24 protein-coding genes and 2 pseudogenes are annotated in these 21,655 nt (G+C 55.2%); 17 read left to right on the top strand and 9 right to left on the bottom strand.

What is annotated here, in order from left to right:
• The coding region (locus ACMV5H_RS18595) for an IS3 family transposase (protein ID WP_414822271.1) at nucleotides 1-194 on the top strand (194 nt) is incomplete at its 5' end.
• A 33-nt stretch (nucleotides 195-227) separates the two neighbouring features.
• Nucleotides 228-647, top strand: a pseudogene (locus ACMV5H_RS18590) (pyridoxal-dependent decarboxylase); the annotation flags it as partial.
• Here ACMV5H_RS18590 and ACMV5H_RS18585 read toward each other — a convergent pair.
• Nucleotides 601-1,338, bottom strand: coding sequence for a GNAT family N-acetyltransferase (locus tag ACMV5H_RS18585; protein WP_115158097.1), 738 nt, complete (start codon nucleotides 1,336-1,338; stop codon nucleotides 601-603). The pseudogene ACMV5H_RS18590 and the gene ACMV5H_RS18585 overlap by 47 nt on opposite strands.
• A gap of 686 nt (nucleotides 1,339-2,024) precedes the next feature.
• Here ACMV5H_RS18585 and rcsA point away from each other — a divergent pair.
• A complete protein-coding gene (gene rcsA, locus ACMV5H_RS18580; protein WP_414822270.1) occupies nucleotides 2,025-2,654 on the top strand; it encodes a transcriptional regulator RcsA in 630 nt (209 codons plus the stop codon).
• A 188-nt stretch (nucleotides 2,655-2,842) separates the two neighbouring features.
• On the opposite strand, the gene dsrB is transcribed toward rcsA, so the two are convergent.
• The 3 genes and pseudogenes from dsrB to ACMV5H_RS18565 all read right to left on the bottom strand — a co-directional run bounded on the left by dsrB (nucleotide 2,843) and on the right by ACMV5H_RS18565 (nucleotide 4,567).
• Complete coding sequence (gene dsrB, locus ACMV5H_RS18575; RefSeq protein ID WP_021180904.1) at nucleotides 2,843-3,043, bottom strand: protein DsrB; 201 nt, start codon at nucleotides 3,041-3,043, stop codon at nucleotides 2,843-2,845.
• A gap of 245 nt (nucleotides 3,044-3,288) precedes the next feature.
• Nucleotides 3,289-3,501 carry a transcription antiterminator/RNA stability regulator CspE gene (gene cspE / locus ACMV5H_RS18570; protein ID WP_004946278.1) on the bottom strand — a complete coding sequence of 71 codons (213 nt, stop codon included), beginning with the start codon at nucleotides 3,499-3,501 and terminating at the stop codon, nucleotides 3,289-3,291.
• A 287-nt stretch (nucleotides 3,502-3,788) separates the two neighbouring features.
• Nucleotides 3,789-4,567, bottom strand: a pseudogene (locus ACMV5H_RS18565) (ion transporter).
• 288 nt (nucleotides 4,568-4,855) lie between these two features.
• Here ACMV5H_RS18565 and ACMV5H_RS18560 point away from each other — a divergent pair.
• A complete protein-coding gene (locus tag ACMV5H_RS18560) occupies nucleotides 4,856-5,065 on the top strand; it encodes a hypothetical protein (protein ID WP_021805739.1) in 210 nt (69 codons plus the stop codon).
• 136 nt (nucleotides 5,066-5,201) lie between these two features.
• Nucleotides 5,202-6,209, top strand: a complete 1,008-nt coding sequence (locus tag ACMV5H_RS18555; RefSeq protein ID WP_021805740.1) for an NAD(P)H-quinone oxidoreductase — start codon at nucleotides 5,202-5,204, stop codon at nucleotides 6,207-6,209.
• 75 nt (nucleotides 6,210-6,284) lie between these two features.
• On the opposite strand, the gene ACMV5H_RS18550 is transcribed toward ACMV5H_RS18555, so the two are convergent.
• Nucleotides 6,285-6,674: a YidB family protein gene (locus ACMV5H_RS18550; RefSeq protein WP_021180899.1), complete on the bottom strand. Its 390-nt coding sequence runs from the start codon at nucleotides 6,672-6,674 to the stop codon at nucleotides 6,285-6,287.
• An 85-nt stretch (nucleotides 6,675-6,759) separates the two neighbouring features.
• The gene (locus ACMV5H_RS18545) at nucleotides 6,760-7,008 is read right to left on the bottom strand and encodes a GlsB/YeaQ/YmgE family stress response membrane protein (RefSeq protein WP_021805741.1); all 249 of its coding nucleotides are present in this window, start codon (nucleotides 7,006-7,008) and stop codon (nucleotides 6,760-6,762) included.
• A 368-nt stretch (nucleotides 7,009-7,376) separates the two neighbouring features.
• Here ACMV5H_RS18545 and ACMV5H_RS18540 point away from each other — a divergent pair, with 368 nt between their 5' ends.
• Nucleotides 7,377-7,793, top strand: a complete 417-nt coding sequence (locus ACMV5H_RS18540) for a VOC family protein (protein WP_094983075.1) — start codon at nucleotides 7,377-7,379, stop codon at nucleotides 7,791-7,793.
• 45 nt (nucleotides 7,794-7,838) lie between these two features.
• On the opposite strand, the gene ACMV5H_RS18535 is transcribed toward ACMV5H_RS18540, so the two are convergent.
• Nucleotides 7,839-8,036, bottom strand: coding sequence for a hypothetical protein (locus ACMV5H_RS18535; protein WP_021805744.1), 198 nt, complete (start codon nucleotides 8,034-8,036; stop codon nucleotides 7,839-7,841).
• 126 nt (nucleotides 8,037-8,162) lie between these two features.
• On the opposite strand from ACMV5H_RS18535, the gene ACMV5H_RS18530 reads away from it, so the two are divergent.
• Entirely contained in the window at nucleotides 8,163-9,719 is a 1,557-nt protein-coding gene (locus tag ACMV5H_RS18530; protein WP_414822269.1) for a diguanylate cyclase, read from the top strand.
• Between the two features lie 2 nt (nucleotides 9,720-9,721).
• Here the strand turns inward: ACMV5H_RS18530 and ACMV5H_RS18525 are convergent, their stop codons facing one another.
• Nucleotides 9,722-10,831 carry an AAA family ATPase gene (locus ACMV5H_RS18525; RefSeq protein WP_179252787.1) on the bottom strand — a complete coding sequence of 370 codons (1,110 nt, stop codon included), beginning with the start codon at nucleotides 10,829-10,831 and terminating at the stop codon, nucleotides 9,722-9,724.
• A gap of 60 nt (nucleotides 10,832-10,891) precedes the next feature.
• Complete coding sequence (gene paaZ / locus ACMV5H_RS18520; RefSeq protein WP_414822268.1) at nucleotides 10,892-12,964, bottom strand: phenylacetic acid degradation bifunctional protein PaaZ; 2,073 nt, start codon at nucleotides 12,962-12,964, stop codon at nucleotides 10,892-10,894.
• A gap of 318 nt (nucleotides 12,965-13,282) precedes the next feature.
• Here paaZ and paaA point away from each other — a divergent pair, with 318 nt between their 5' ends.
• From paaA to pcaF, 10 genes are read left to right on the top strand one after another with little or no spacing between them, the layout of a single operon-like run.
• The gene (gene paaA / locus ACMV5H_RS18515; RefSeq protein WP_021180892.1) at nucleotides 13,283-14,221 is read left to right on the top strand and encodes a 1,2-phenylacetyl-CoA epoxidase subunit PaaA; all 939 of its coding nucleotides are present in this window, start codon (nucleotides 13,283-13,285) and stop codon (nucleotides 14,219-14,221) included.
• Nucleotides 14,222-14,235: 14 nt separating this feature from the next.
• Nucleotides 14,236-14,523 (top strand): 1,2-phenylacetyl-CoA epoxidase subunit PaaB, encoded by a 288-nt coding sequence (gene paaB, locus ACMV5H_RS18510; protein WP_021180891.1) that lies wholly within the window; start codon nucleotides 14,236-14,238, stop codon nucleotides 14,521-14,523.
• A gap of 9 nt (nucleotides 14,524-14,532) precedes the next feature.
• Nucleotides 14,533-15,294 carry a 1,2-phenylacetyl-CoA epoxidase subunit PaaC gene (gene paaC, locus ACMV5H_RS18505; protein ID WP_414822267.1) on the top strand — a complete coding sequence of 254 codons (762 nt, stop codon included), beginning with the start codon at nucleotides 14,533-14,535 and terminating at the stop codon, nucleotides 15,292-15,294.
• Nucleotides 15,295-15,302: 8 nt separating this feature from the next.
• A complete protein-coding gene (gene paaD, locus ACMV5H_RS18500; protein ID WP_094983088.1) occupies nucleotides 15,303-15,800 on the top strand; it encodes a 1,2-phenylacetyl-CoA epoxidase subunit PaaD in 498 nt (165 codons plus the stop codon).
• 14 nt (nucleotides 15,801-15,814) lie between these two features.
• Entirely contained in the window at nucleotides 15,815-16,873 is a 1,059-nt protein-coding gene (paaE, locus tag ACMV5H_RS18495; protein ID WP_021180888.1) for a 1,2-phenylacetyl-CoA epoxidase subunit PaaE, read from the top strand.
• Nucleotides 16,874-16,882: 9 nt separating this feature from the next.
• Complete coding sequence (paaF, locus tag ACMV5H_RS18490; RefSeq protein ID WP_179252791.1) at nucleotides 16,883-17,656, top strand: 2,3-dehydroadipyl-CoA hydratase PaaF; 774 nt, start codon at nucleotides 16,883-16,885, stop codon at nucleotides 17,654-17,656.
• A gap of 3 nt (nucleotides 17,657-17,659) precedes the next feature.
• A complete protein-coding gene (gene paaG, locus ACMV5H_RS18485) occupies nucleotides 17,660-18,451 on the top strand; it encodes a 2-(1,2-epoxy-1,2-dihydrophenyl)acetyl-CoA isomerase PaaG (RefSeq protein WP_414822266.1) in 792 nt (263 codons plus the stop codon).
• 2 nt (nucleotides 18,452-18,453) lie between these two features.
• Complete coding sequence (locus ACMV5H_RS18480) at nucleotides 18,454-19,995, top strand: 3-hydroxyacyl-CoA dehydrogenase (protein ID WP_414822265.1); 1,542 nt, start codon at nucleotides 18,454-18,456, stop codon at nucleotides 19,993-19,995.
• On the top strand, nucleotides 19,995-20,435 hold the full coding sequence (gene paaI / locus ACMV5H_RS18475; RefSeq protein WP_024485592.1) for a hydroxyphenylacetyl-CoA thioesterase PaaI: 441 nt from the start codon (nucleotides 19,995-19,997) through the stop codon (nucleotides 20,433-20,435). Before ACMV5H_RS18480 ends, paaI begins: the two co-directional genes overlap by 1 nt.
• Nucleotides 20,432-21,637, top strand: coding sequence for a 3-oxoadipyl-CoA thiolase (gene pcaF / locus ACMV5H_RS18470; protein WP_414822264.1), 1,206 nt, complete (start codon nucleotides 20,432-20,434; stop codon nucleotides 21,635-21,637). The genes paaI and pcaF overlap by 4 nt, the downstream gene beginning before the upstream one ends.
• Nucleotides 21,638-21,655: the final 18 nt, after the last annotated feature.

Raw genomic sequence — 21,655 nt, 5'->3', positions numbered from 1 at the left:
ATAATGCGGTAATGGAAAACTTCTTTGGCCATCTGAAAGCTGAACTGTATTATTTACAACGCTTTGAGAGTGTGGAACAGCTGTCTGAAGAGATAGACATGTACATAGATTACTACAATAACCATCGTATCAAACAGAAGCTCAAAGGCCTGAGCCCTGTGGAGTACAGAACGCAGGCTTTGATGGTTGCTTAATTTTAAACCGTCCAACTTCTTGGGGTCAGTTCAACGTTGCGCCCAGACAACTATTTGCACCTGACGCCCGAGAACTCGCGGCGTTTTCGCGCCCTGCCCTTGTGGATGGCATTGAAAGCTTACGGCAGCAGCGGTATGCGGGAGATCGTCGAGCGTAACGTGACGTTGGCGCGACGTTTAGGTGACGGATTGGCGACCAGTGAAGGCTTCCGCCTGCTGGCCCCAGTGGAACTGAATATCGTGTGTTTTGCGCTGAAGGGCGTTACAGGCGATGCCACTGCCGCACGCAACAGATTCATCGATCGCCTGGATCGGCACGGCGTGGTGCGCTGCACGCCCACAAGCTATGCGGGCCAACCGGGTATTAGGGCAGCTCTGGTGAATTGGATGACTGAAGAGCAGGATATTACTTTGGCGCTGGCATCAATGCAGGCTTGTCGGGCTGAGGTCTGAAAGTGGCGAGACTTTGCTTCTGCTGGCCGTCGGTTGTGATATTCAACGGCGATAGCCAGGCGGTAAACGCCTCGCGCAATACCGGCCATTCACCATCGATGATGGATAGCCAGTCCGTGTCGCGGTTGCGCCCCTTTCTGGTCATCGCCTGGCGAAAAGTCCCCTCAAAGGTGAAACCCATACGCAGTGCAGCCTCGCGAGAGGGGGCATTCAGACGATCGCATTTCCATTCGCAACGGCGAAAGCCCAAGTCGTCAAAGGCATGCTTGAGCATCAGAAAGATGGCTTCACTCCCCATCGCTCGCCGCTTCATCAAGGGTGACCAGTTGATCATCCCCAGCTCAACCACCCCGTTGGGTTGGTCGATGTTCAAGAAAGCACAGGTGCCGACCGCTTTACCGGTAGTCGCATCTATCACCGCCAAGGTGTTTCTTCCCTGGGTTGCCAGCTGTTGCTGCAAGTACTGCTGGAAAACAGATGGCACCGTGGGACGTTCACTAGACAGATAGGTCCAGTCGCGCCCGTCTTCCGCCAGTTGGTAGGCATGAAACAACTCATCGGCACGGCGCGCGATATCCATCGGCTGCAAGCAGCAGAAACGCCCTTGGAGATTCTGTTTTCCCGGTTCACCCGCAGGTTGCCAGCCCTCAAGCGCTGTACCTATGGGTTGCCCAAACTGATTGTGGTCCACCCGTCCTCCTGGTTGTGAGTTGAAATCGCCTCTAGCAGCATTTCGTTGCCTCTGCGCAGTAAGATACGTCAGGAAAATCGATATGTCGCGGATAAGTTATTCACTGATGAATAATTAACAAATGAAATAATTTACCATTGTTATTTAATTAGCGACCCCCATGGTTAGCAGAACTACTTATTTTGACTTGATTCCGATCATAAGCTCCTTCCTCAAGCGTATAAAAGTAACTAAGAATCGTTACCATTTAAGCCAATACATTGATACAATCAATTGAATAAGAATACTTAATGGCGTCAGGTGATGAAACAGAAGCAATACTATCAGTCAAAAAACCGCCAACGCTGGCGTCATTGCGAGCTATAAGAGACTCTTAAGAATCATCTGATTAACGGAAAATAGTACCACGATGAAAATAGCTAACCTTAGCAACAAATTTAAGGCTGACTACCCGGCGCCTACTGATATTTCCAGCCGCAAAATCGCCACAGCATAATAAGTCGACTTAAGCTAAACTGATGCTTTTGGTAGATTTAAAAATATAATTCGAAAAGACGTTGAGTCATGCCGGTTTTATTGATAGAAAGTTGCATTCATAAGATGTGATTTTTTTATAACTTTTAGCCTTTTATCTTCAGGCTTTTCTTTTTATAACCGCGTGGAAACGGACTTAAGTGGGAGGTTCTATGCCAATAATCATTATGGATTCATGCAGTTACACTAGATTAGGATTAACCGACTACCTGACGTCGCACGGGATGAAAAAGCGTCAGATTAGCGCCGTCAATCATATCGACGGCCTGCATGAGAAGTGCGCCAAACTTAAGCCTAATATGGTATTCCTGAATGAAGACTGCTTCATTCATGAAGCGGATGCGACAGAAAGAATAAAACGCGTGATATCTCTTAATCCCGATACTTTATTCTTTATTTTCATGGCCATCACCAACGTACATTTCGACGATTATTTATACGTCCGCAAGAACGTGATCATCTCGTCAAAATCGATTAAACCGCAAACCATGAGTCAGTTGCTTAACCACTACCTCGAAAGAAAGCTGGTTCGCCCGGAAAAAAGCTCGCTGGATCAGACACCTGTCACACTAAGCCAAACCGAGTCAAACATGCTGCGCATGAGGATGTCCGGCCAAGGCACCATCCAGATCTCCGATCAAATGCAGATCAAGGTGAAAACCGTCTCTTCCCATAAGGGAAACATCAAAAGAAAGATCAAAACCCACAACAAGCAGATCATCTACCATGTTGTCCGCCTGACCGACACGCTTACCAGCGGCATTTTCGTCAACAGCCGTTGATAGCCATTACGACCAAATAAAGCGACAGCGGAACGCAGTGGTGTAGAGTTCGACAGAAAAACGCCCGTTTTCAGCGGCAATGCTGCCGCTACGGGTATTTGGACAGACTTTCAATACCGCATGACAGTGTGGCCAGGTTTAAGCCCGCCAGCCAGACCAGCAGCAAGCAGGTAAATGCAGGCAAAGATTTAATCCTGTTCAGCGCTGCGCAATTCTACAAAGGTGCCATCGCGGCTATCGATCTCATTGAAGAACCACACGCCCGCCGGATAATCTTCCAGTGACACCAGATACATCGTGCCTTCATTAAACACTTCAACTTCCAGCACTACCCCTTCACGACGAGGGCCACCGTCGGTCTTTACCGTCACCAGATCGTTAACTTTCATGCTCTACCTCGTTATTTATCCCGGATATCAGTCTATTACAGTTGACGAAAAGAACCCACCGTTGCGTAATGCACTCCGCCTCTGAGCCATCATGCGACGCCCCCCCATTAAGCTTAGCAGAACTGAGACAGGGTCTTTCAGACCTCTGGAATAGCGCGTTAAACGTCTCTGCGCCCCACCGTGCTCATATCACAGACACAAAAAAACCCGCCTTGGCGGGTTTTTGTTAATCAGCGAGAGGCCGATTAGATAGCGGTAACGTTAGCCGCTGACGGACCTTTAGCACCGTTCTCGATAGAGAACTGTACGTTCTGGCCTTCAGCCAGGGTCTTGAAGCCTTGATCCTGAATTGCAGAGAAGTGTACGAACACGTCTTTGCTGCCGTCTGCAGGGGTGATGAAACCAAAACCTTTAGACTCGTTGAACCACTTCACTTGACCTTTGATCATGTTAGACATGTTGAATTCCTTCAATAAAAAATTTAAGCCACCATGGGCATGAAATAGCCGGTCATCAGTTACTTATGGAGGCACTAGAAAGGAAATTCGTCAGTGAAGAGCTATCAAGGATAACGCTTTAAATTTGAACTACTTTACTCAAAATGTCGTGCATAAATAGGTCTGTACCACAGGCCGAGAATCATTAACTCATGTCGGGCGTATAATAGCAACTCTTTTTAGCTCGTGAGGCTGGAAAGGGAGATCGAACGCACAGAATTTGCTCCCACCTGGCGAAATTATCGACGTTATCTTGCGGATTTCACTGACAATGGTGGTAACGCAGCGCCACAAAATTTACAAAACTTCGCCTCGGCTTCATGCCCACCGCGGTCGCATTGTGCACAATGGCGCTGTTCCCGATAGCGCTGCATCTCCTGCGACATGTAGGCGGTCAGGATCCCCGTAGGCACCGCAATAATCGAATACCCTACCAGGATCAGCACCGAAGCCAGCATCCGCCCTAATGGTGTGTGGGGCACAATATCACCGTAGCCCACGGTGGTTAACGTGACTACCGCCCAATACATCGATGCGCCAAGGCTGGTAAATCCACCACTGCCTCCCTCCACCGCGTACATCAAGCCACCAAATACGCACAGCATCACGCCGACAAACCAAAGAACAGGATCAGCTTATGGCGCGCCAGCTTGATACTGCGCCAGACAATGCTCATCTCACTCATGTAGCGCAACAGTTTCAACACCCGCAACACGCGCAGGATCCGCAATACACGCAGCAGAGCAATATACTCCACCGCCATATGCGGGAATATCCAGATGATATACATCGGCAACATCGTCAGCAGATCGACGATACCGAAAAAGCTGATGGCATAGCGCTCTTTACTCGGCGTGCACCAAAGCCGCAACAGATACTCCACCGTAAAAAGGGTGGTGAAAAAGACCTCCGCCAAAAACAGCTGATACAACACTTGGGCATTAGGAGTATACAGCGAGCTGCCGCCGGGTTCGATAAACAGCAACAGCACGCTGAGCAGCGCCGTGCTCACCCAAAATAGCTGCATCCTGCGCCCAGTGCGGGTTTGGTTGCTGAACAACAGCTGATAGCTACGCTGGCGCAGGGTCTGCTTTCGCACTTTGTTGGTCATAATCCATTGTCTGCTCAAAAGGTTTGCGCTCATACTAAATCTGAACCTCCTTGCCACCAAATTTAACCCATGACAGGATCATGAGAAAACGGGCGCCAAGCCGCAAAACGGCCCAGCGTCATATTTCCATCACAAAAATGTCACAATCCAGCCATATGATGGCTAGCGATTATCCGCTCCGGGTTAACACCAAGGATTTCGCCTATGAACACCGTAAAAGCCATTAATCACCAGCAGGCAGAGACGCTAATCCGTTCAGGATCGGCGAAAAAGATTGAGCTGGCCTATGACATTGACAGCGACGATTTTTTCCAGCTCGCCAGCCTGTGGTGCGATCAGGGTGCCAAGATTTCCAAAGGCAAAAAGCACTTTATCGTCTCGCTGAAAGGTTTTCGTATCCCACCAAACGACTGATCCACTGCCCCTCTGCGGCGGTATTTCTGCTTGTCTAGACAAAACCGCCCTTTCGCACACATGCCAACTCTGTTATCCCTATAAGATAATCCAGCCGGGAATACCCCGAATACGCAGATTGATCAAGGAGAACGGCATGTCAGCCAACGCACAACTACCTGAAAAAATGAAGGTCATCGAAATCAGCCAGCCGGGCGAACCAGAGGTTCTGGTGAGTGCGGAGCGCCCGTTACCGGTATTGGGCCAGGGTGAAATACTGGTGAAAGTCGCTGCCGCCGGCGTCAACCGCCCGGATGTTCTGCAGCGTCGTGGGCAATATGCGCCACCTCCGGGCGCCTCGGACATTCCAGGGTTGGAAATTGCTGGCACGGTGGTAGCCGTTGGCGTTGGGGTACAACGCTATGCCCCGGGTGATGCAGTATGTGCTCTGATCGCCGGTGGAGGCTATGCCGAATACTGCAAGGTGCATGAAAGCAATGCGCTGCCGGTCCCGAAAGGCCTCAGCATGATTGAAGCGGCCGCCATGCCGGAAACCTTCTTCACCGTTTGGGTCAACGTATTTCAACGTGGTCATCTTCGGGCCGGGGAAACCGTGCTGATCCACGGTGGCACGTCTGGCATTGGCACGGTTGCCACCCTGTTGGCTAAAGCGTTCTGCGCCTATGTCATCACTACCGTTGGTTCTGAAGAAAAGCGTGAGGCAAGCCTGGCATTAGGTGCCGACGTCGCCATCAACTACCGCACTGAAGATTTTGTCGAGCTGACCAAAACCGCCACCAACGGCAAAGGAGCCGATGTCATCGTCGATCTGATCGCGGGGGATTACGTGGAGAAGAACTACCGTGCCGCCGCAATGGACGGGCGTATCGTACAAATCGGCACGCAAAACGGCATAGTGAAGGAACTGAACCTGATGCCACTGCTGCTTAAGCGCCTGACCCATACCGGCTCAACGCTGCGGCCGCGCAGTGTGGAAGATAAAGCCCAGATCGCTGCCGAACTGGAGCTGAAAGTGTGGCCGTTGCTGGAACGCGGGGAGTTAAAGCCGCAGATTTTCCAGACTTTCCCGTTAGAGCAAGCCGCACAGGCCCATGCCCTGATGGAGTCTAGTGCGCATATCGGTAAAATTATGCTGACGCTGTAATGGCAACCCTCCGGCCATAAACCGGAGGGCTAGGCTGTGTCCCTCAATTGACCGTGGTGCCGTCGCAGTCCCATATCAGCCGAACAGTTTACCTTTCAGCAAATCCATCCCGGCGCTCATCAGATCGCCGCCCTGTGGCTCCTGGCCATTGGGTGACAGTTTATCGGTGATCATCGGCAAATACTGGGCAATCAGAGCAGAAGCCTGTGCCGGATCGATCCCCAATTTGCCTGCCAGTTGTGCAATGGCATCGGTACTTAACGCCTGCTCAACGTGTTCACCGCTGATTGGCTGATTTTCACCCGTGCCGATCCAGGAGGCGACCACGTCCGCCAAATTTCCCTGGCGGAATTTGTCCAGGATAGCCGGCAGGCCACCTTGCTGTTCAACCCACTGCAAGATGGCGCTGTAATCCATTCCTTTGCCACCGCTCAATGCTCCGACTAACCCATCCAGTAATCCCATCGCTATCCCCTTCTCAAACGCTGTACGTTCATCGTATTTAAAAGAAAAAGGGCCGCCGCAGCGACCCCAGCTGATCGAACCCGGCTTAGCTTCTGATCTTTCTGTAGACAAAAAGCACCACCAGGGCACCGATAACAGCAACCACAAAGCTGCCCAGGTTAAAGCCATCAACCCGGCCCATACCGAAGAAGGTACTGATATAGCCGCCGACAACCGCACCCACCACACCCAGGATCACGGTCATGATGAAGCCGCCACCGTCTTTACCCGGCATGATCCACTTGGCCAAAATACCGGCGATTAACCCAAAAACGATCCAGGAAATGATACCCATTTTTACTCTCCCTCATTAACCCGTTGCCCGAACTTGCTGGCAATGCCATTATCAAGACGTTGTCCGCCAGCGACCACCCGCTGACAGTATTTACATCTCTGTACCTTACTACTATAGTCAAAAATCAGCGAGTTACCTACCTCTTGCAGTCTGAAAATCACTGCGTGTAATTTGTGCAATTTTCATCCAGCTGTCATATTGAGTGGCGATAATCAGCTATACTCAATGATGCTTAACCGAACTTCGACCGAGGATAGCGCCATGAGCAACCCCCCTTTCATGCTGTTTTTGGTTTTGGTTTATACCTTGGCCGCCGTGTGGGATGGTTCCGCTGCGCTGTTGTTTATGTGAAAGAAACAGGAGGAGCCATGCTGATTCAACCCTATCTGTTTTTTGCCGGTGACTGTGAGCAAGCGGTGAATTTTTATGCCCAGCAGCTAAACGGCAATATAGAAATCATGATGCGTTACAAAGATATCCCGGCAGAGGAGCAGCAAAATGGGCCGTCCAATGCCGACCCTGACTCGATTATGCATGCCAGGCTGGTGATCGGGGATAACGTCATTATGGCATCGGATGGATGCCCGGCCGACTCAAGCGGGCAGACACATAGAGGGTATTCACTGTCGATCCGCAGTGAGAGCGTCGAGCAAGGTGGCGAGGTATTTAACCGGCTAGCCCAAGGTGGCACCATCACCATGCCTTTCCAACCGACCTTCTGGGCCAAGGGCTTTGGCATGCTGACCGATAAGTTCGGTGTCAACTGGATGGTCAACGTCGAGTAATCGCACGGTGCAGTGCCTGGCTGTGAGGATAGGCACTGCCCAACGCTAACGATGCCAGCTAGCAGCCACCAGTGAGAACAAGACAAACAACACCAGCAACAATACCAGAGCCAACCGCCAGAAAGGTGCTTTGCGCCGCTGGTAGGCGATAATCATCAATCCGGCCAGCGCCAGAAGCGTAAACGGGTAATATACCGCCAGTATCAGTAAAACCTGCATCATAGCGTCAGATAATGCTGCCATGCGCCCCCCCGATACCAATTTATGCTGAACATATCCCGGAAATATAACGGAACATGCAAGATGGAAATAGAAGGGTTAAGATTGTTCGCAATCCCCGTACCTAACTGATTCCATGACAGGAATGCTATGCTAGCACCCCAGCTCCCGCCCCAAAAACAACCATTATCCGGGAAAAACAAAAACTCGCCGTTACTCTATCAGGCTGGCGTGTTTGTGATTATCGTCGTGCTCACCTTAATCATGTTCAATGCCTGGCAAATCTGGAACGCTCATCAACGCAATCTGCAGATTGCCGAAAATGACTCGCAGAATCTGGCCAGATCGCTGGCGCAACATGCCGAAGATACCTTTGCGCAGGTAGACAGTAACCTGGTCGATCTTGGCGAACGCATTGAAACCGATGGCTTAGGCCAACCCCAGCGTTTACGCCTGCAAAAAATCATGCAGACTCAGGCCAGTAACTTTCCGCAACTGCATGGCAGTTTTATCTATGATGCTCAGGGCAACTGGATCCTGACGTCCAACGGTAAACCCCTCAGCCATGCCAATAATGCTGACCGGGCCTACTTTAAATACCACCTCACCCACAACAATAATATGATTTATATCGGCGAGGTGATCCGCAGCCGCTCGACCGGCGATTTGGTTATCCCGGTATCGCGCCGCCTGAACCTTGCGGACGGCAGCTTTGCCGGCGTGGTCATTTCGACGCTGTATGTCGATTATTTCCGCCAGTTTTACAACACCTTTGCCCTTAACAACGATGCCTCACTCAGCCTGATACTGGCTGACGGCTCCGTTTTGTACCGCCGCCCTTACAATGAGAATGCCATCGGGAAAAACATCTCCCACAGCATTTTCTTCCGCGAAGTTCTGCCGCATTCGTCCTTTGGCAACGTCACCATGCTCTCACAATTCGACAATGTTGAACGGATATATGGTTATTCGCGGGTGGAACGCTATCCACTGGTGATCACCGCCGGGCTGTCGAAAAAAGACGTTCTGGCCGACTGGCGCAACGATGCGTCACTTTTTGCACTAGGTGGAGGAGTCCTGCTGTCCATACTGTTGGCCCTGGGGTTGGTGCTGATACGTCAGATTAACCAGAGCGTACAGACCGAAGTCGAGCTGGTGCGCACCCGTGATCAACTGACGCTGATGAACCACGCGCTGGAAGAACTGGCCTTGTTAGATGGCTTGACTGGCCTTGCCAACCGCCGCCAGTTTGATATCGCGCTAAAAAACGAAATGACGCGGGCGGCGCGTAACGATCGCAGCGTAGCCCTATTGATGCTGGATATTGATTATTTTAAACAGTTTAACGATATCTACGGCCACGTGGCTGGGGATCAGTGTTTGCAACAGTTGGGGCGCATGCTGAAAAGCATGGTCAACCGCCCTGGCGATCTGATGGCGCGTTACGGTGGAGAGGAGCTGGCGATTATTCTGCCGGATACCGATCTTCAAGGCGCAATCGCCTTTGCCGAACGGGTTCTGGAGGGCATCCGGCAGTTAAAGATCGCCCACACAGGCAGCCCCCTGGGGATGATCACCGCCAGCATCGGTGCCAGTGCTAAAGTCCCGCATCCGTATAACGATACGCCGCTGAGCTTGGTCAACCTGGCGGATAACGCCCTGTATACGGCGAAGAAAAGCGGTAAGAACCGGGTTTGCAGCCTCTAGGCTCAGGCTTGCTGCGCAACGATGGTTTCCCCCTGCTGTTGAGTGAGCTGGTAATGCGTTACGGCACAATGCTCGGCAATCAAATCCGCCAGTAACGGAGAATGGCTGGTCACCCACAGCTGACTGTAGCGACTGGCTTCAGCAATCAGTTGTGCCAACGCGGGCAACAGATCTGGGTGTAAACTGTTCTCCGGCTCGTTCAATGCCATAAAGGCCGGAGGTCTTGGGCTGAGCATAGCCACCGCCAGACACAGAAAGCGCAGCGTACCGTCGGAGAGTTCTGCCGCTTCAAGCGGCCGCAGGATCCCCTCTCGATGCATCAACAGTTCAAAACGCCCCTGCGGTGCCTGCACCTCAAACTCAGAATCAGGGAAAGCCCGCCGCAGAATGCCGCACAATAAATTACCATTGCCAATCTCGATGATGGTTCTGAATGCCGCCGCCAGATTACTACCATCATGCGCCAGCACCGGGGCACGAATACCAACCTGTGGGACACGCAGCGGTGAACCCGGCCAAACCGCAAACTCATGGTAAAAACGCCATTGCCGCAGAATTTCCCTGGCCTGTGATAACTCGGGGTAGAGATGCGGATCGGACAACTGACCAAATACCGATTCTTCCGCATATAACACTCCGGCGTAAGCCGCCCTTTCCCCCTGAATATTGGTGAGAAATGCGGTTTGATTAACGCGTTCCAACAGACGCATCGAATTACGGCGCCGATGCCCACTCAGCCACAGCGACTCCTGCTTGACCAGTGGATCCAGCGTAAACAGGCTTGGCTCAGAACTATTATCGGGAGGGGGAAAGCCAAGCTGGATTTCATAATCAAAATCCTCCAGGGTGGCCGACAGGATCATCCGTTTGGGATCGCCGCGTTTATCGCCCAAGCGTGCTCCACCCGCCCACATCGCATTTTGAATGCCACCCTCTTCTGCCAAGGCGAGCGAAAGCCGCCCACTGGCTGCTTCATGGATTAATCGCACGGCTTTATACAGGTTGGATTTACCACATCCGTTTGGGCCACTGATCACATTTACACGGCCAAGAGTAAGCTGCACATTACGGATGGAACGAAAACCATTGAGGGTAAGCTGTTGAATAGTCATGTGTAGATCATTTCAGCAAATTATGGGGCATCTTAACATGATGCCCCCGACGATCCAGCCTTAGTGTTCCGTGTTGAAATCCCCTTCCTGGCGCGCCACCAGCGTCAGAATGCTATACAGCGCGACGGCCTGCTGATGCTGGTTGAGCACCTGTACATCCCAGACCACCACGCCATGCGGACGATCCTCGGCGGTTTTTTGCGGCTTACGGATTTTCTTTTTACAGGTCAACCGCACCTGAATGGTGTCGCCAATCTTCACCGGTTCGATAAAACGCAGGTTTTCCATGCCGTAGTTGGCAATCACCGGCCCGACGCCCGGATCGACAAACAGCCCGGCGGCGGCAGACAACACAAAGTAACCGTGGGCCACTCGCTCACCAAACAGTGATTCCGCCGCACCGATCTTGTCCATATGCGCGTAGAAATGATCGCCGCTCAGGCAGGCAAAGTTGACAAGATCGGCTTCGGTAATGGTACGGCGGGCAGTCAGCAAGCTTTCGCCAATCTGCAACTGCTCAAAGTATTTGCGGAACGGGTGTACCTGCTCCTCCACCACGTCGGCACCCCGAACCCATTCACGGCTGATGGCCGCCAGCATCGACGGGCTGCCCTGGATTGCCGTGCGCTGCATATAGTGTTTTACCGCCCGCAGCCCACCAAGCTCTTCCCCACCGCCTGCTCGCCCAGGCCCGCCGTGCACCAGCAAAGGCAATGGTGAGCCGTGGCCGGTCGATTCAGTAGCCGCGTGGCGATCCAGCACCAACATACGGCCGTGTGCGCAGGCGGTTGCTCGAATAAACTGTGACGCCAGCTCCGCATCAGCCGTCACCAACGATCCGGCCAGGCTACCTTGCCCCAGCAACGCCAACTCAATGGCCTGTTCGGTAGTTTGATAAGGCATCAGCGTCGCCACCGGGCCAAACGCCTCGGTGCCATGTACGGCCTGATGGCGGAACGGATCGGCGCAGTACAGCAGGGTGATCGGATAAAACGCGCCTGATTGCGCGCCATCGCCCACCACCTCCAATTTATCCAGCGTAGCGCCACAGAGTGGCTCACAGCCATTGCGCATCAGGAATTCCACCTTTTGCTGCACGTCGTCGCGCTGTTCCTGATTGACCAACGCCCCCATCCGCACTTGCTCCAACACTGGGTCGCCAATTTTTACGCCCGCCAGCCGCTGCAACAGCGCTTGCTGTACCTCGGCAATGCGGGCCGCCGGAACGATAATGCGCCGGATAGCAGTACACTTTTGCCCCGCCTTGCTGGTCATTTCGCGGCTGACCTCTTTGATAAACAGCGCAAACTCCGGCATCTCTGGCGTCACGTCCTCCCCTAACACGCAGCAGTTTAACGAGTCGGCTTCCATGGTAAAGGCGATGGATTTTTCCAGCAGGCGCGGGTGGGAACGTAGCTTCTGCCCGGTTTGCGCCGAGCCGGTAAAGGTCACCGCATCCTGATAATCGAGGTGATCGAACATATCGCCCACGCCGCCGCAGATCAGTTGCAAAGCTCCTTCCGGCACCAGCCCGCTGTCGATAATCAGCTTCACCATCGCCTGTGTTAGCTGTGCCGAAGCGGTGGCGGGTTTGATGATGGCCGGCATCCCCGCCAGCCAGGTAGGTGCCAGCTTCTCCAACATTCCCCAGCAAGGGAAGTTGAAGGCGTTGATATGCAGCGCAACGCCAGGGCGAAAGGTCAGCACATGGCGTGCGGCAAACTGCGATTGCTTGGAAAGTGGGATCAGTTCATCTTCCGGCCACAGCGTATCGTCCGGCAATTCGCGCCCTGCCAATCCCGCATAGGAGAACAGCGTGGCGATACCACCTTCGATATCAACCCAGCTGTCATTGCGCGTGGCGCCGGTTTGATAGGAGATCTGATACAGCGCTTCTTTATTAGCCAGCAGGTGTTTAGCCACCGCTTTCATCATCTGGGCGCGCTGCTGAAACGTCATCTTTGCCAGCGCCGTGCCGCCCAGCTTGCGGGCATAGCTCAGGCTGGCGGCCAACGGCAGCCCGTCGGAGCAGACCTGATACAAAGGCTCGCCGGTCACGGCATGCTGGATCTGGCGGGATTGCCCCTGGCCGTACACCCAAGCGCCAGAAAGGTAACTGGTTAACTGCTGCATTTGCTCCTCCGGAATTCATAAATAGACACCATCAATATTAATGATGTATCACATATTTTCCACTCTGCGCCAGGTTAAAATTTAACAAAAGCAAAACAAAATCATCAAACCGATGCGTTAACGCCAACTTGATCGATAACCCAGAAAAACAAATAATAATTAAAATCAACAAAATAACTAAATACATTGTGATAGCCATCGAAAAATCACAGTATTTGCATTTGATCTTGCTGTTATCAACTTGTAACTTTAAGGTTAGTTAAAGTGATTCACATTTTTGGTTTTAATGTGAAAAACATGAATCACCAAGAGGCAAGTATGACAACTGACGCACAATTTCAGCAGCACTTTGACGACAAGATCGCCGCCGATATCTCCATCGAAGCCAAAGACTGGATGCCGGATGCCTATCGCCGCAACCTGATCCGGCAAATCGGCCAACATGCGCATTCCGAAGTGGTCGGCATGTTGCCTGAAGCCAATTGGCTGACCCGCGCCCCTTCCCTGCGGCGCAAAGCGGTGTTACTGGCGAAAGTCCAGGATGAGGCCGGGCACGGTCTTTATCTGTACAGCGCGGCGGAAACCCTCGGCTGCACCCGCCAGGATATCTACCAAAAGATGCTCGCCGGTCAGATGAAGTACTCCTCGATCTTCAACTATCCAACGCTGAACTGGGCTGACATTGGCGTGATCGGCTGGCTGGTCGACGGTGCCGCCATCGTCAATCAGGTAGCTCTGTGCCGTGCCTCTTACGGCCCCTATGCCAGGGCGATGGTGAAAATCTGTAAAGAAGAGAGCTTCCACCAGCGTCAAGGCTATGAAGCCGTGATGGTGATGGCCCAGGGCAGCGAAGCGCAAAAGGCCATGTTACAGGACGCCATCAACCGCTTCTGGTGGCCAGCGCTGATGATGTTTGGCCCCAACGATAGCGATTCCCCCCACAGCGCACAGAGCATGGCCTGGAAAATCAAACGCCACAGCAATGACGAGCTGCGGCAGAAGTTTATCGACAACACCGTACCGCAACTGGAAGCCCTGGGCATGACCGCCCCCGATGCCGATTTGGCATGGGATGAAGCCAGCGGACATTACCGCTTTGGCGAGATCGACTGGGCAGAGCTGCACGACGTGATCCAGGGGCGTGGGCAGTGCAACCACGAACGCCTGCAAGCCAAGCGTAAAGCCTGGGACGAAGGCAGTTGGGTACGGGATGGTGCCATGGCACATGCCAGCAAACGCGCGGCAAATGCAGCTTAATCGAGGAGAGAAAAATGACTCACGCCGAATGGCCGTTGTATGAAGTGTTTATCCGCAGCAAGCAGGGTTTGGCCCATCGCCACGTGGGCAGCCTGCATGCTGCAGACGATCAGATGGCGCTGGAAAACGCCCGCGATGCCTACACCCGACGCAGTGAGGGCTGTTCGATCTGGGTGGTGCAATCCTGCCATCTGATCGCCTCTCAAGCGGAGGATCGGGCGGCATTCTTCGATCCTTCCGACGACAAAATCTACCGTCATCCCACGTTCTACACCATCCCCGACGGCATCAAGAACATGTAGAGGCAGGCCATGACGATGAGTAACGCAGCAATAATCAGCTATGCCCTGCGCTTGGGCGATACACCGCTCATTCTGGCACAGCGCCTGTGCGCTTGGTGTGGTCATGCTCCTGAGCTGGAGATCGACCTGGCACTGGCCAATATTGGCCTCGATCTGCTGGGCCAGGCGCGCAATTTTCTGGCCTATGCCGCCGAGCTTTCCGGCCCGCAGCACAGCGAAGACAGCCTGGCCTTCGGCCGCGACGAACGTGAATTCCACAACCTGCTGTTGGCAGAACAGCCCAACGGCGGCTTTAACGACACGCTGGTACGCCAGTTCTTGCTCGATACCTACCACGTGCTGCTGCACCGGGAATTGAGCCGCAGCAAAGACGGCCAACTGGCCGCCATCGCCGCCAAATCGCTGAAGGAAGCGGATTATCACCTGCGCTTCAGCCACGGCTGGATGATCCGCCTGGGTGACGGCAGTGAAATCAGCCACCAGAAGATCCAGCAGTCATTAAACGATCTGTGGCGCTTTACCGCCGAGCTGTTCCACGCCGACGAGATTGAGCTGCAATTGGCCGAACGGGGTATTGCCGTCGATCCACGCCAATTGCAGGCACCGTGGCAGGCGATGGTGAACGATACGCTGCAACAGGCCACGCTCGCGCTGCCCACCGAGCAGGCATTTCGCCACGGCGGCAAGCAAGGGCGGCACACTGAACACCTCGGCCCAATGTTGGCAGAGATGCAGTTTCTGCCACGCGCTTACCCGAACTGCAGCTGGTAGAAGCAATGATGAATATCACCCGACTGCAACCGGCCGAGATCCCGCAGATCTGGCACTGCTTACAGCAGATCAGCGATCCCGAACTGCCGGTACTGTCCATTACCGATCTGGGCATGGTACGTGACGTAGAGCGCGATGGTGCAGGCTGGCACATCACCTTTACCCCAACCTATTCCGGCTGCCCGGCGACCGAGTTCCTGCTCAACGCCATTGAACAGACGCTGAACGAGGCGGGTTTCAGCCCGGTGAAGATCACCATCAGCCTCAGCCCGGCCTGGACCACCGACTGGATGAATGCGGATGCTCGCCAGCGCCTGCGTGAATACGGCGTGGCACCACCGCAGGGGCAAACCTGTGAGAAGCCTTTAGCCAACGGCCCGGTGCAGTGCCCCCGTTGCGGCAGCGAGCACACGGAAAAGATCAGCGAGTTCGGTTCCACCGCCTGCAAAGCGCTTTACCGCTGCTGCGAATGTCGGGAACCGTTCGACTATTTCAAATGTATTTAGGAGTACTGAAAACCATGACGGTCTTTCATCGCCTGAATGTCGCAGCCATCGAGCGCGAAACCCCGGACGCCGTAGCCATCACGCTGCGCGTCCCGGACGAACTGAAATCCCATTACGGCTATACCCCCGGCCAGCACCTCACGCTCAAAGCGCGGGTCAATGGCGAAGAGCTGCGCCGCTGCTACTCCATCTGTAGCGCACCGCAGGATGGCGTATTGCAAATCGGCATCAAGGCGATCCATCAGGGGCGCTTCTCTTCGTTTATCAACCAAAGTTTGCAGGTGGGCGATGAGTTGGAAGTGATGCTGCCGCAGGGCCGTTTTGGTTACCAGCCGCAGGCACAAACCCAGGGCAACTATCTGGCGATTGCCGCCGGTTCTGGCATCACACCGATGCTGTCGATCATCAAGGCGACGTTGCAATTGGAACCCAACAGCCAGTTCACGCTGATCTACGGCAACCGCACCAGCCGCTCGGTGATGTTTAAAGAAGCCCTCTCGGATCTGAAAAACCGTTATCCACAGCGCTTCCAGCCGCTGTATCTCTTTAGCCAGGAAAATCTCGACAGCCCACTGCTCAGTGGCCGCATCGACCGTGACCATCTGACCGCGCTGGGTAACACGTTGGTGGACTTCAACGAGTTCGACCACGCCTTTATCTGCGGCCCGGAAGCGATGATGGACGACGCGCACACCGTGCTGGAGCTGGCCGGTATGCCTGCCGAGCGTATTCACAGCGAGCGTTTCAACACCAGCGGCATCGTCGCCCGGCCTGCCAATGCAGGTAGCCGCAACGCTACTCAAGTCGAGATCCGTCTTGACGGCCGCAGCCTCAAAATCGACGTCGGCAGCGAGGATGACAGCATTCTGGATGCCGCATTGCGCCAAGGAGCCGATTTGCCCTATGCCTGTAAAGGCGGCGTCTGCGCCACCTGCAAATGCAAGCTGAAGGCCGGTGAGGTGGATATGGCGATCAACTACAGCCTGGAGCCGGATCAGTTGGCGGCAGGTTATGTCTTGAGCTGCCAGTCCTGGCCACGCGGTGAAGGCGTGGTGCTGGACTTTGACGTTTAGGAGCCGACGATGGAAACCCCTTGGATCCTGCGCGAACAGCAGCAACGCGTGGTCACACTGACGCTGCACCGCCCCGATGCCCGCAACGCCTTGAGCACCGCCTGCCTGGAGCAGTTGGTTTATCAACTGGAACAGGCCGATAGCGATACCGACGTCGGTGCCGTGGTGATCGCCGGTGCCGCCCGGTTCTTCGCCGCCGGTGCCGATCTGCGCGAATTGCAGCAACAGGATGTCGCCGCCACCCAGCTCGATCACCGCCCTTTGCTATGGCAGCGCTTGGCCCAGTTCAGCAAACCCTTGCTGGCGGCGGTGAACGGTTACGCGCTCGGTGCTGGCTGTGAGCTGGCTCTGGCCTGCGACATTACGATTTGCGGCGAAAGCGCCCGCTTCGGCCTGCCGGAAATCACTTTAGGCCTGATGCCTGGAGCCGGTGGTACTCAACGCCTGATCCGCAGCGTGGGCAAGTCCCGCGCCTATCAAATGGTGCTGACCGGTGAAGCCATAGACGCCCGCTGCGCACTGCAAGCCGGGCTGGTGAGCGAGGTTTGCGTCGACGCATTAACGCTGGAGCGTACTCAACAACTGGCCCAACGCATCAGCCAACAGGCGCCGCTGGCGCTGCGCGCGGCCAAACAGGCGCTAAAACAGGCGCAGGAAACTGGCCTCAGCCAAGGCTTGCAGATGGAACGCCAGCAGTTTGTCACCCTGGCCGCCACCGAAGATCGCCGGGAAGGCATTGCCGCCTTCTTCGAAAAACGTACACCGAACTATCAAGGGCGCTGATTTATGGAAAACGCATTCATTCTTAGCCACATCGAAGCCGGGGTGTTGACCATTACCCTGAATCGCCCCGACCGGCTCAACAGCTTTAACGATGAAATGCACCACCAGCTCAGCGAGGCGCTGACCGTAGCCGAACGCGATGACAGCGTGCGTTGCGTGCTGATCACCGGTGCCGGGCGTGGCTTCTGCGCCGGGCAGGATCTGAACGATCGTAACGTCAGTGTGGATCAGGCTCCTCCGGATCTTGGGCTGTCCGTAGAACGTTTTTACAACCCGCTGATCCGCCGCCTGAGCGCGCTACCCAAGCCGATCGTCTGCGCGGTTAACGGCGTTGCTGCCGGAGCGGGTGCCGCGCTGGCAATGGCCTGCGACATCGTGGTGGCCGCCGACAACGCCAACTTCATCCAATCCTTCTGCAAACTGGGCCTGGTGCCAGACTCCGGCGGCAGTTGGTATCTACCCCGCATGGCCGGGCATGCGCGAGCCATGGGTATGGCGCTGCTGGGGGACAAAATCAGCGCTCAGCAGGCGCTGGAGTGGGGAATGATCTGGCAGGTCGTGGCTGCCGCCGAGCTGGCCGACCACACCCAGAGCATGGCCAAACAGCTTGCTACCCAACCTACCTACGGCCTGGGGCTGATTAAAAAAGCCATGTACAGCTCGGCCAGCAATACGCTCGACCAGCAGCTCGATTTAGAGCGCGATTTACAGCGCCTGGGTGGCCGTAGTGAAGACTATCGCGAAGGCGTCAGCGCCTTCTTCGCCAAACGTTCACCGAACTTCAGCGGGAAATAGCCATGAGAGAGAAAATGGCGATAAATACCCTAGCCACCTCCGCAACGGTGGCCGTGATTGGTGCTGGAACCATGGGGATCGGGATTGCCCAGGTAGCCGCTGCGGCAGGGCATCAGGTCAAGCTGTTCGATATCGCCCTGCCCGCCGCCTCCCGCGCGCTGGAACAGCTCGAGCAACGCCTACGCAAACGGGTCGAGGCAGGTAAAGCCGATGCCCACAGCACCGAAACCCTGCTGGGACATATTCAGTTGACTGGCTCGTTGAGCGATCTGGCCGACTGCAGCTTGGTGATCGAAGCGGTGGCGGAAAAGCTGGCGATCAAACAGAGCCTTTTTCGCGATCTGGAGGCGATATGCTCCACCGATACGCTGTTTGCCAGCAATACCTCTTCACTCTCTATTACCGCCATCGCTAGCGCGCTTCAGCACCCGCAGCGCATGGCGGGCCTGCACTTCTTCAACCCGGCTCCGCTAATGAAACTGGTGGAGATCGTCGGAGGGCTGGAAACCAGCCCGGAAACGCTGAGCTGCCTGCAAGTCTTGGCTCAGCATTGGGGTAAACACAGCGTCGTGTGCCGTTCTACGCCAGGCTTTATCGTCAACCGCGTAGCCCGACCTTTCTACGGCGAAACCCTGCGCGCTCTGGAAGAACAGATTGCCGATCCGGCCACCCTTGACGCCGTACTGCGTGATGCCGGTGGTTTCGCCATGGGACCATTGCAACTAACCGACCTTATCGGACAAGACGTCAACTATGCCGTCACCGAGTCGGTCTATCACGCTTTCTATCAGGACAGCCGTTTTACTCCTTCGCTGGTGCAACAGGAACTGGTGGCTGCCGGGCATTTGGGCCGCAAGAGTGGCCGGGGTTTCTACCGCTATGGCAGTGAGCAGGCCGTACCGTCAGCAACTTTTGCTTCGGCGGTAACGGCTGACTTGCCTCATTCCGTCACGTTGCACGGCGACTGGTCGGCCATCGGTGAGTTTGCACAGTTGCTGACGGGAAATGCGGCGGCGATCAAACATTCTGGCCAGACCAGTCCGTTTGCGCGGGTCGATGAAGTTACATTTATGTTAACAAATGGTAAAACGGCAAGCCAAGTCGCCGAAGAAATCGGATCGCCCGTGGTTCTGTTCGACCTGTCCGTCAACTATCAGCACGTCCCCGTTATCGCCATAAGCAGCGCCGAGCAGAACGCGGTGCCGCACACGGCCAAGGTCATCCGCCTGCTGCAATTGCTGGGTAAACAGGTGATCCACCTGCCTGATTATCCGGGCCTGCTGGTGATGCGCACCGTCGCCATGCTGGCTAATGAAGCCCTGGACGTGGTGAATAAAGGCGTGGCCAATGCCGCCGATACCGACGATGCCATGCGGTTTGGCGTCAACTACCCGCAAGGTCCGTTGGCTTGGGGCAGCAAGCTCGGTTGGCAACAAATTCTCACCACGCTGGAAAACCTGCAACGTTATTACGCGGAACCCCGCTATCGCCCAATGCCGCTGCTGCGCCGTTATGCCGCCCATTATTCAGGAGCCAAATGCTGATGAATGCCAACACTCCCCGCGCGCTGGCCCAGCGTTGCGCCGAACAGATGTTTAGCCAAGATACCTGCGCACAGGCAATGGATATGCGCATCGATGCCGTGGATGCCGGCATGGCCAAAGTCAGCATGACCGTCGGCCCACAGATGCTCAATGGCCACCAGACCTGTCACGGTGGCCAACTGTTCAGCCTGGCAGATACCGCCTTTGCTTATGCCTGCAACAGTCAGGGGCTGGCGGCGGTCGCTTCTGGCTGCACCATCGATTTTATCCGCCCTGCGCTGGCAGGCGACCGCCTAACCGCATGCGCGGAAGTGCGCCATCAGGGTAAAACCACCGGATTATACGACGTTGAGATCGTTAACCAACTGGGGAAAACCGTCGCCTGGTTCCGTGGCCGCGCCCATCGGTTGGGCCACAGCATTTTGGGAGAGCAGCCATGAACCAGGCCTTTATTTGCGACGGCGTCCGCACGCCGATTGGCCGTTACGGCGGCGCACTGGCAAACGTGCGGGCTGACGATTTAGCTGCCCTACCGCTGCGTGCTCTGCTAGAGCGCCACCCTAATGTGGATTGGTCGCGGGTGGATGACGTGATCCTCGGCTGCGCCAATCAGGCCGGGGAAGACAACCGCAATCTGGCACGTATGGCGGCGCTGCTGGCCGGGCTGCCGCAAAACGTTTCCGGTACCACCATCAACCGGCTATGCGGCTCAGGGTTGGATGCGTTGGCGATGGCGGCCCGCAGCATCAAGGCCGGAGAGGCCAGCCTGGTCCTGGCCGGAGGGGCCGAATCCATGACCAGAGCCCCGCTGGTAATGGGCAAGGCGGACAGCGCGTTCAGCCGCCAGGCACAGCTGTTTGACACCACTATCGGCTGGCGGTTTGTTAACCCACTGATGCATGAAGCTTTCGGTACCGACTCCATGCCGGAAACCGCCGAAAACGTCGCGGCACAGTTTGGCATCAGCCGTGCCGATCAGGATGCCTTTGCCCTGCGCAGCCAGCAGCGCACCGCTCTGGCACAACAGCGGGGGATCCTGGCACAGGAAATTATCCCGGTGAGCCTCAGCGGCAAAAAAGGGGCCATTACTCAGTTCAGCGAAGACGAACATCCGCGTGCAGAAACCACGTTGGAGCAGCTGCAAAAACTGAAAACACCGTTCCGTCAGCCGGGCTGTATCACGGCTGGTAATGCCTCTGGCGTCAACGACGGTGCGGCGGCGCTGATTGTCGCTTCCGAAGCCATGGCCCTGCAGCAAGGTCTGACGCCACGGGCACGCATTGTCGCCACCGCCACCTGCGGCGTGGAGCCACGATTGATGGGGATCGGCCCGCTGCCCGCGACCCGCAAAGTCCTGGAAATCGCCGGATTAAGCCTGGCTCAGATGGACGTCATTGAACTTAACGAAGCATTCGCCGCACAGGCGTTGGCGGTATTGCGCCAGCTTGGTCTGCCGGATGATGCCGAACGGGTCAATCCCAACGGGGGTGCCATCGCGCTTGGCCATCCATTGGGCATGAGCGGTGCGCGCCTGGCGCTGGCCGCCCTGTTTGAGCTGGAACGTCGCGCTGGCCGCTACGCACTGTGCACCATGTGCATTGGCGTCGGTCAGGGCATTGCCATGATTATTGAGCGTGTCTAACACCTGCGAGGCTAAAAA

It is taken from the genome of Serratia sp. N21D137, from assembly GCF_047530005.1.
GTDB classification, from domain to species: domain Bacteria; phylum Pseudomonadota; class Gammaproteobacteria; order Enterobacterales; family Enterobacteriaceae; genus Chania; species Chania fonticola_B.
This window is presented reverse-complemented; position numbering and strand designations above follow the sequence as displayed.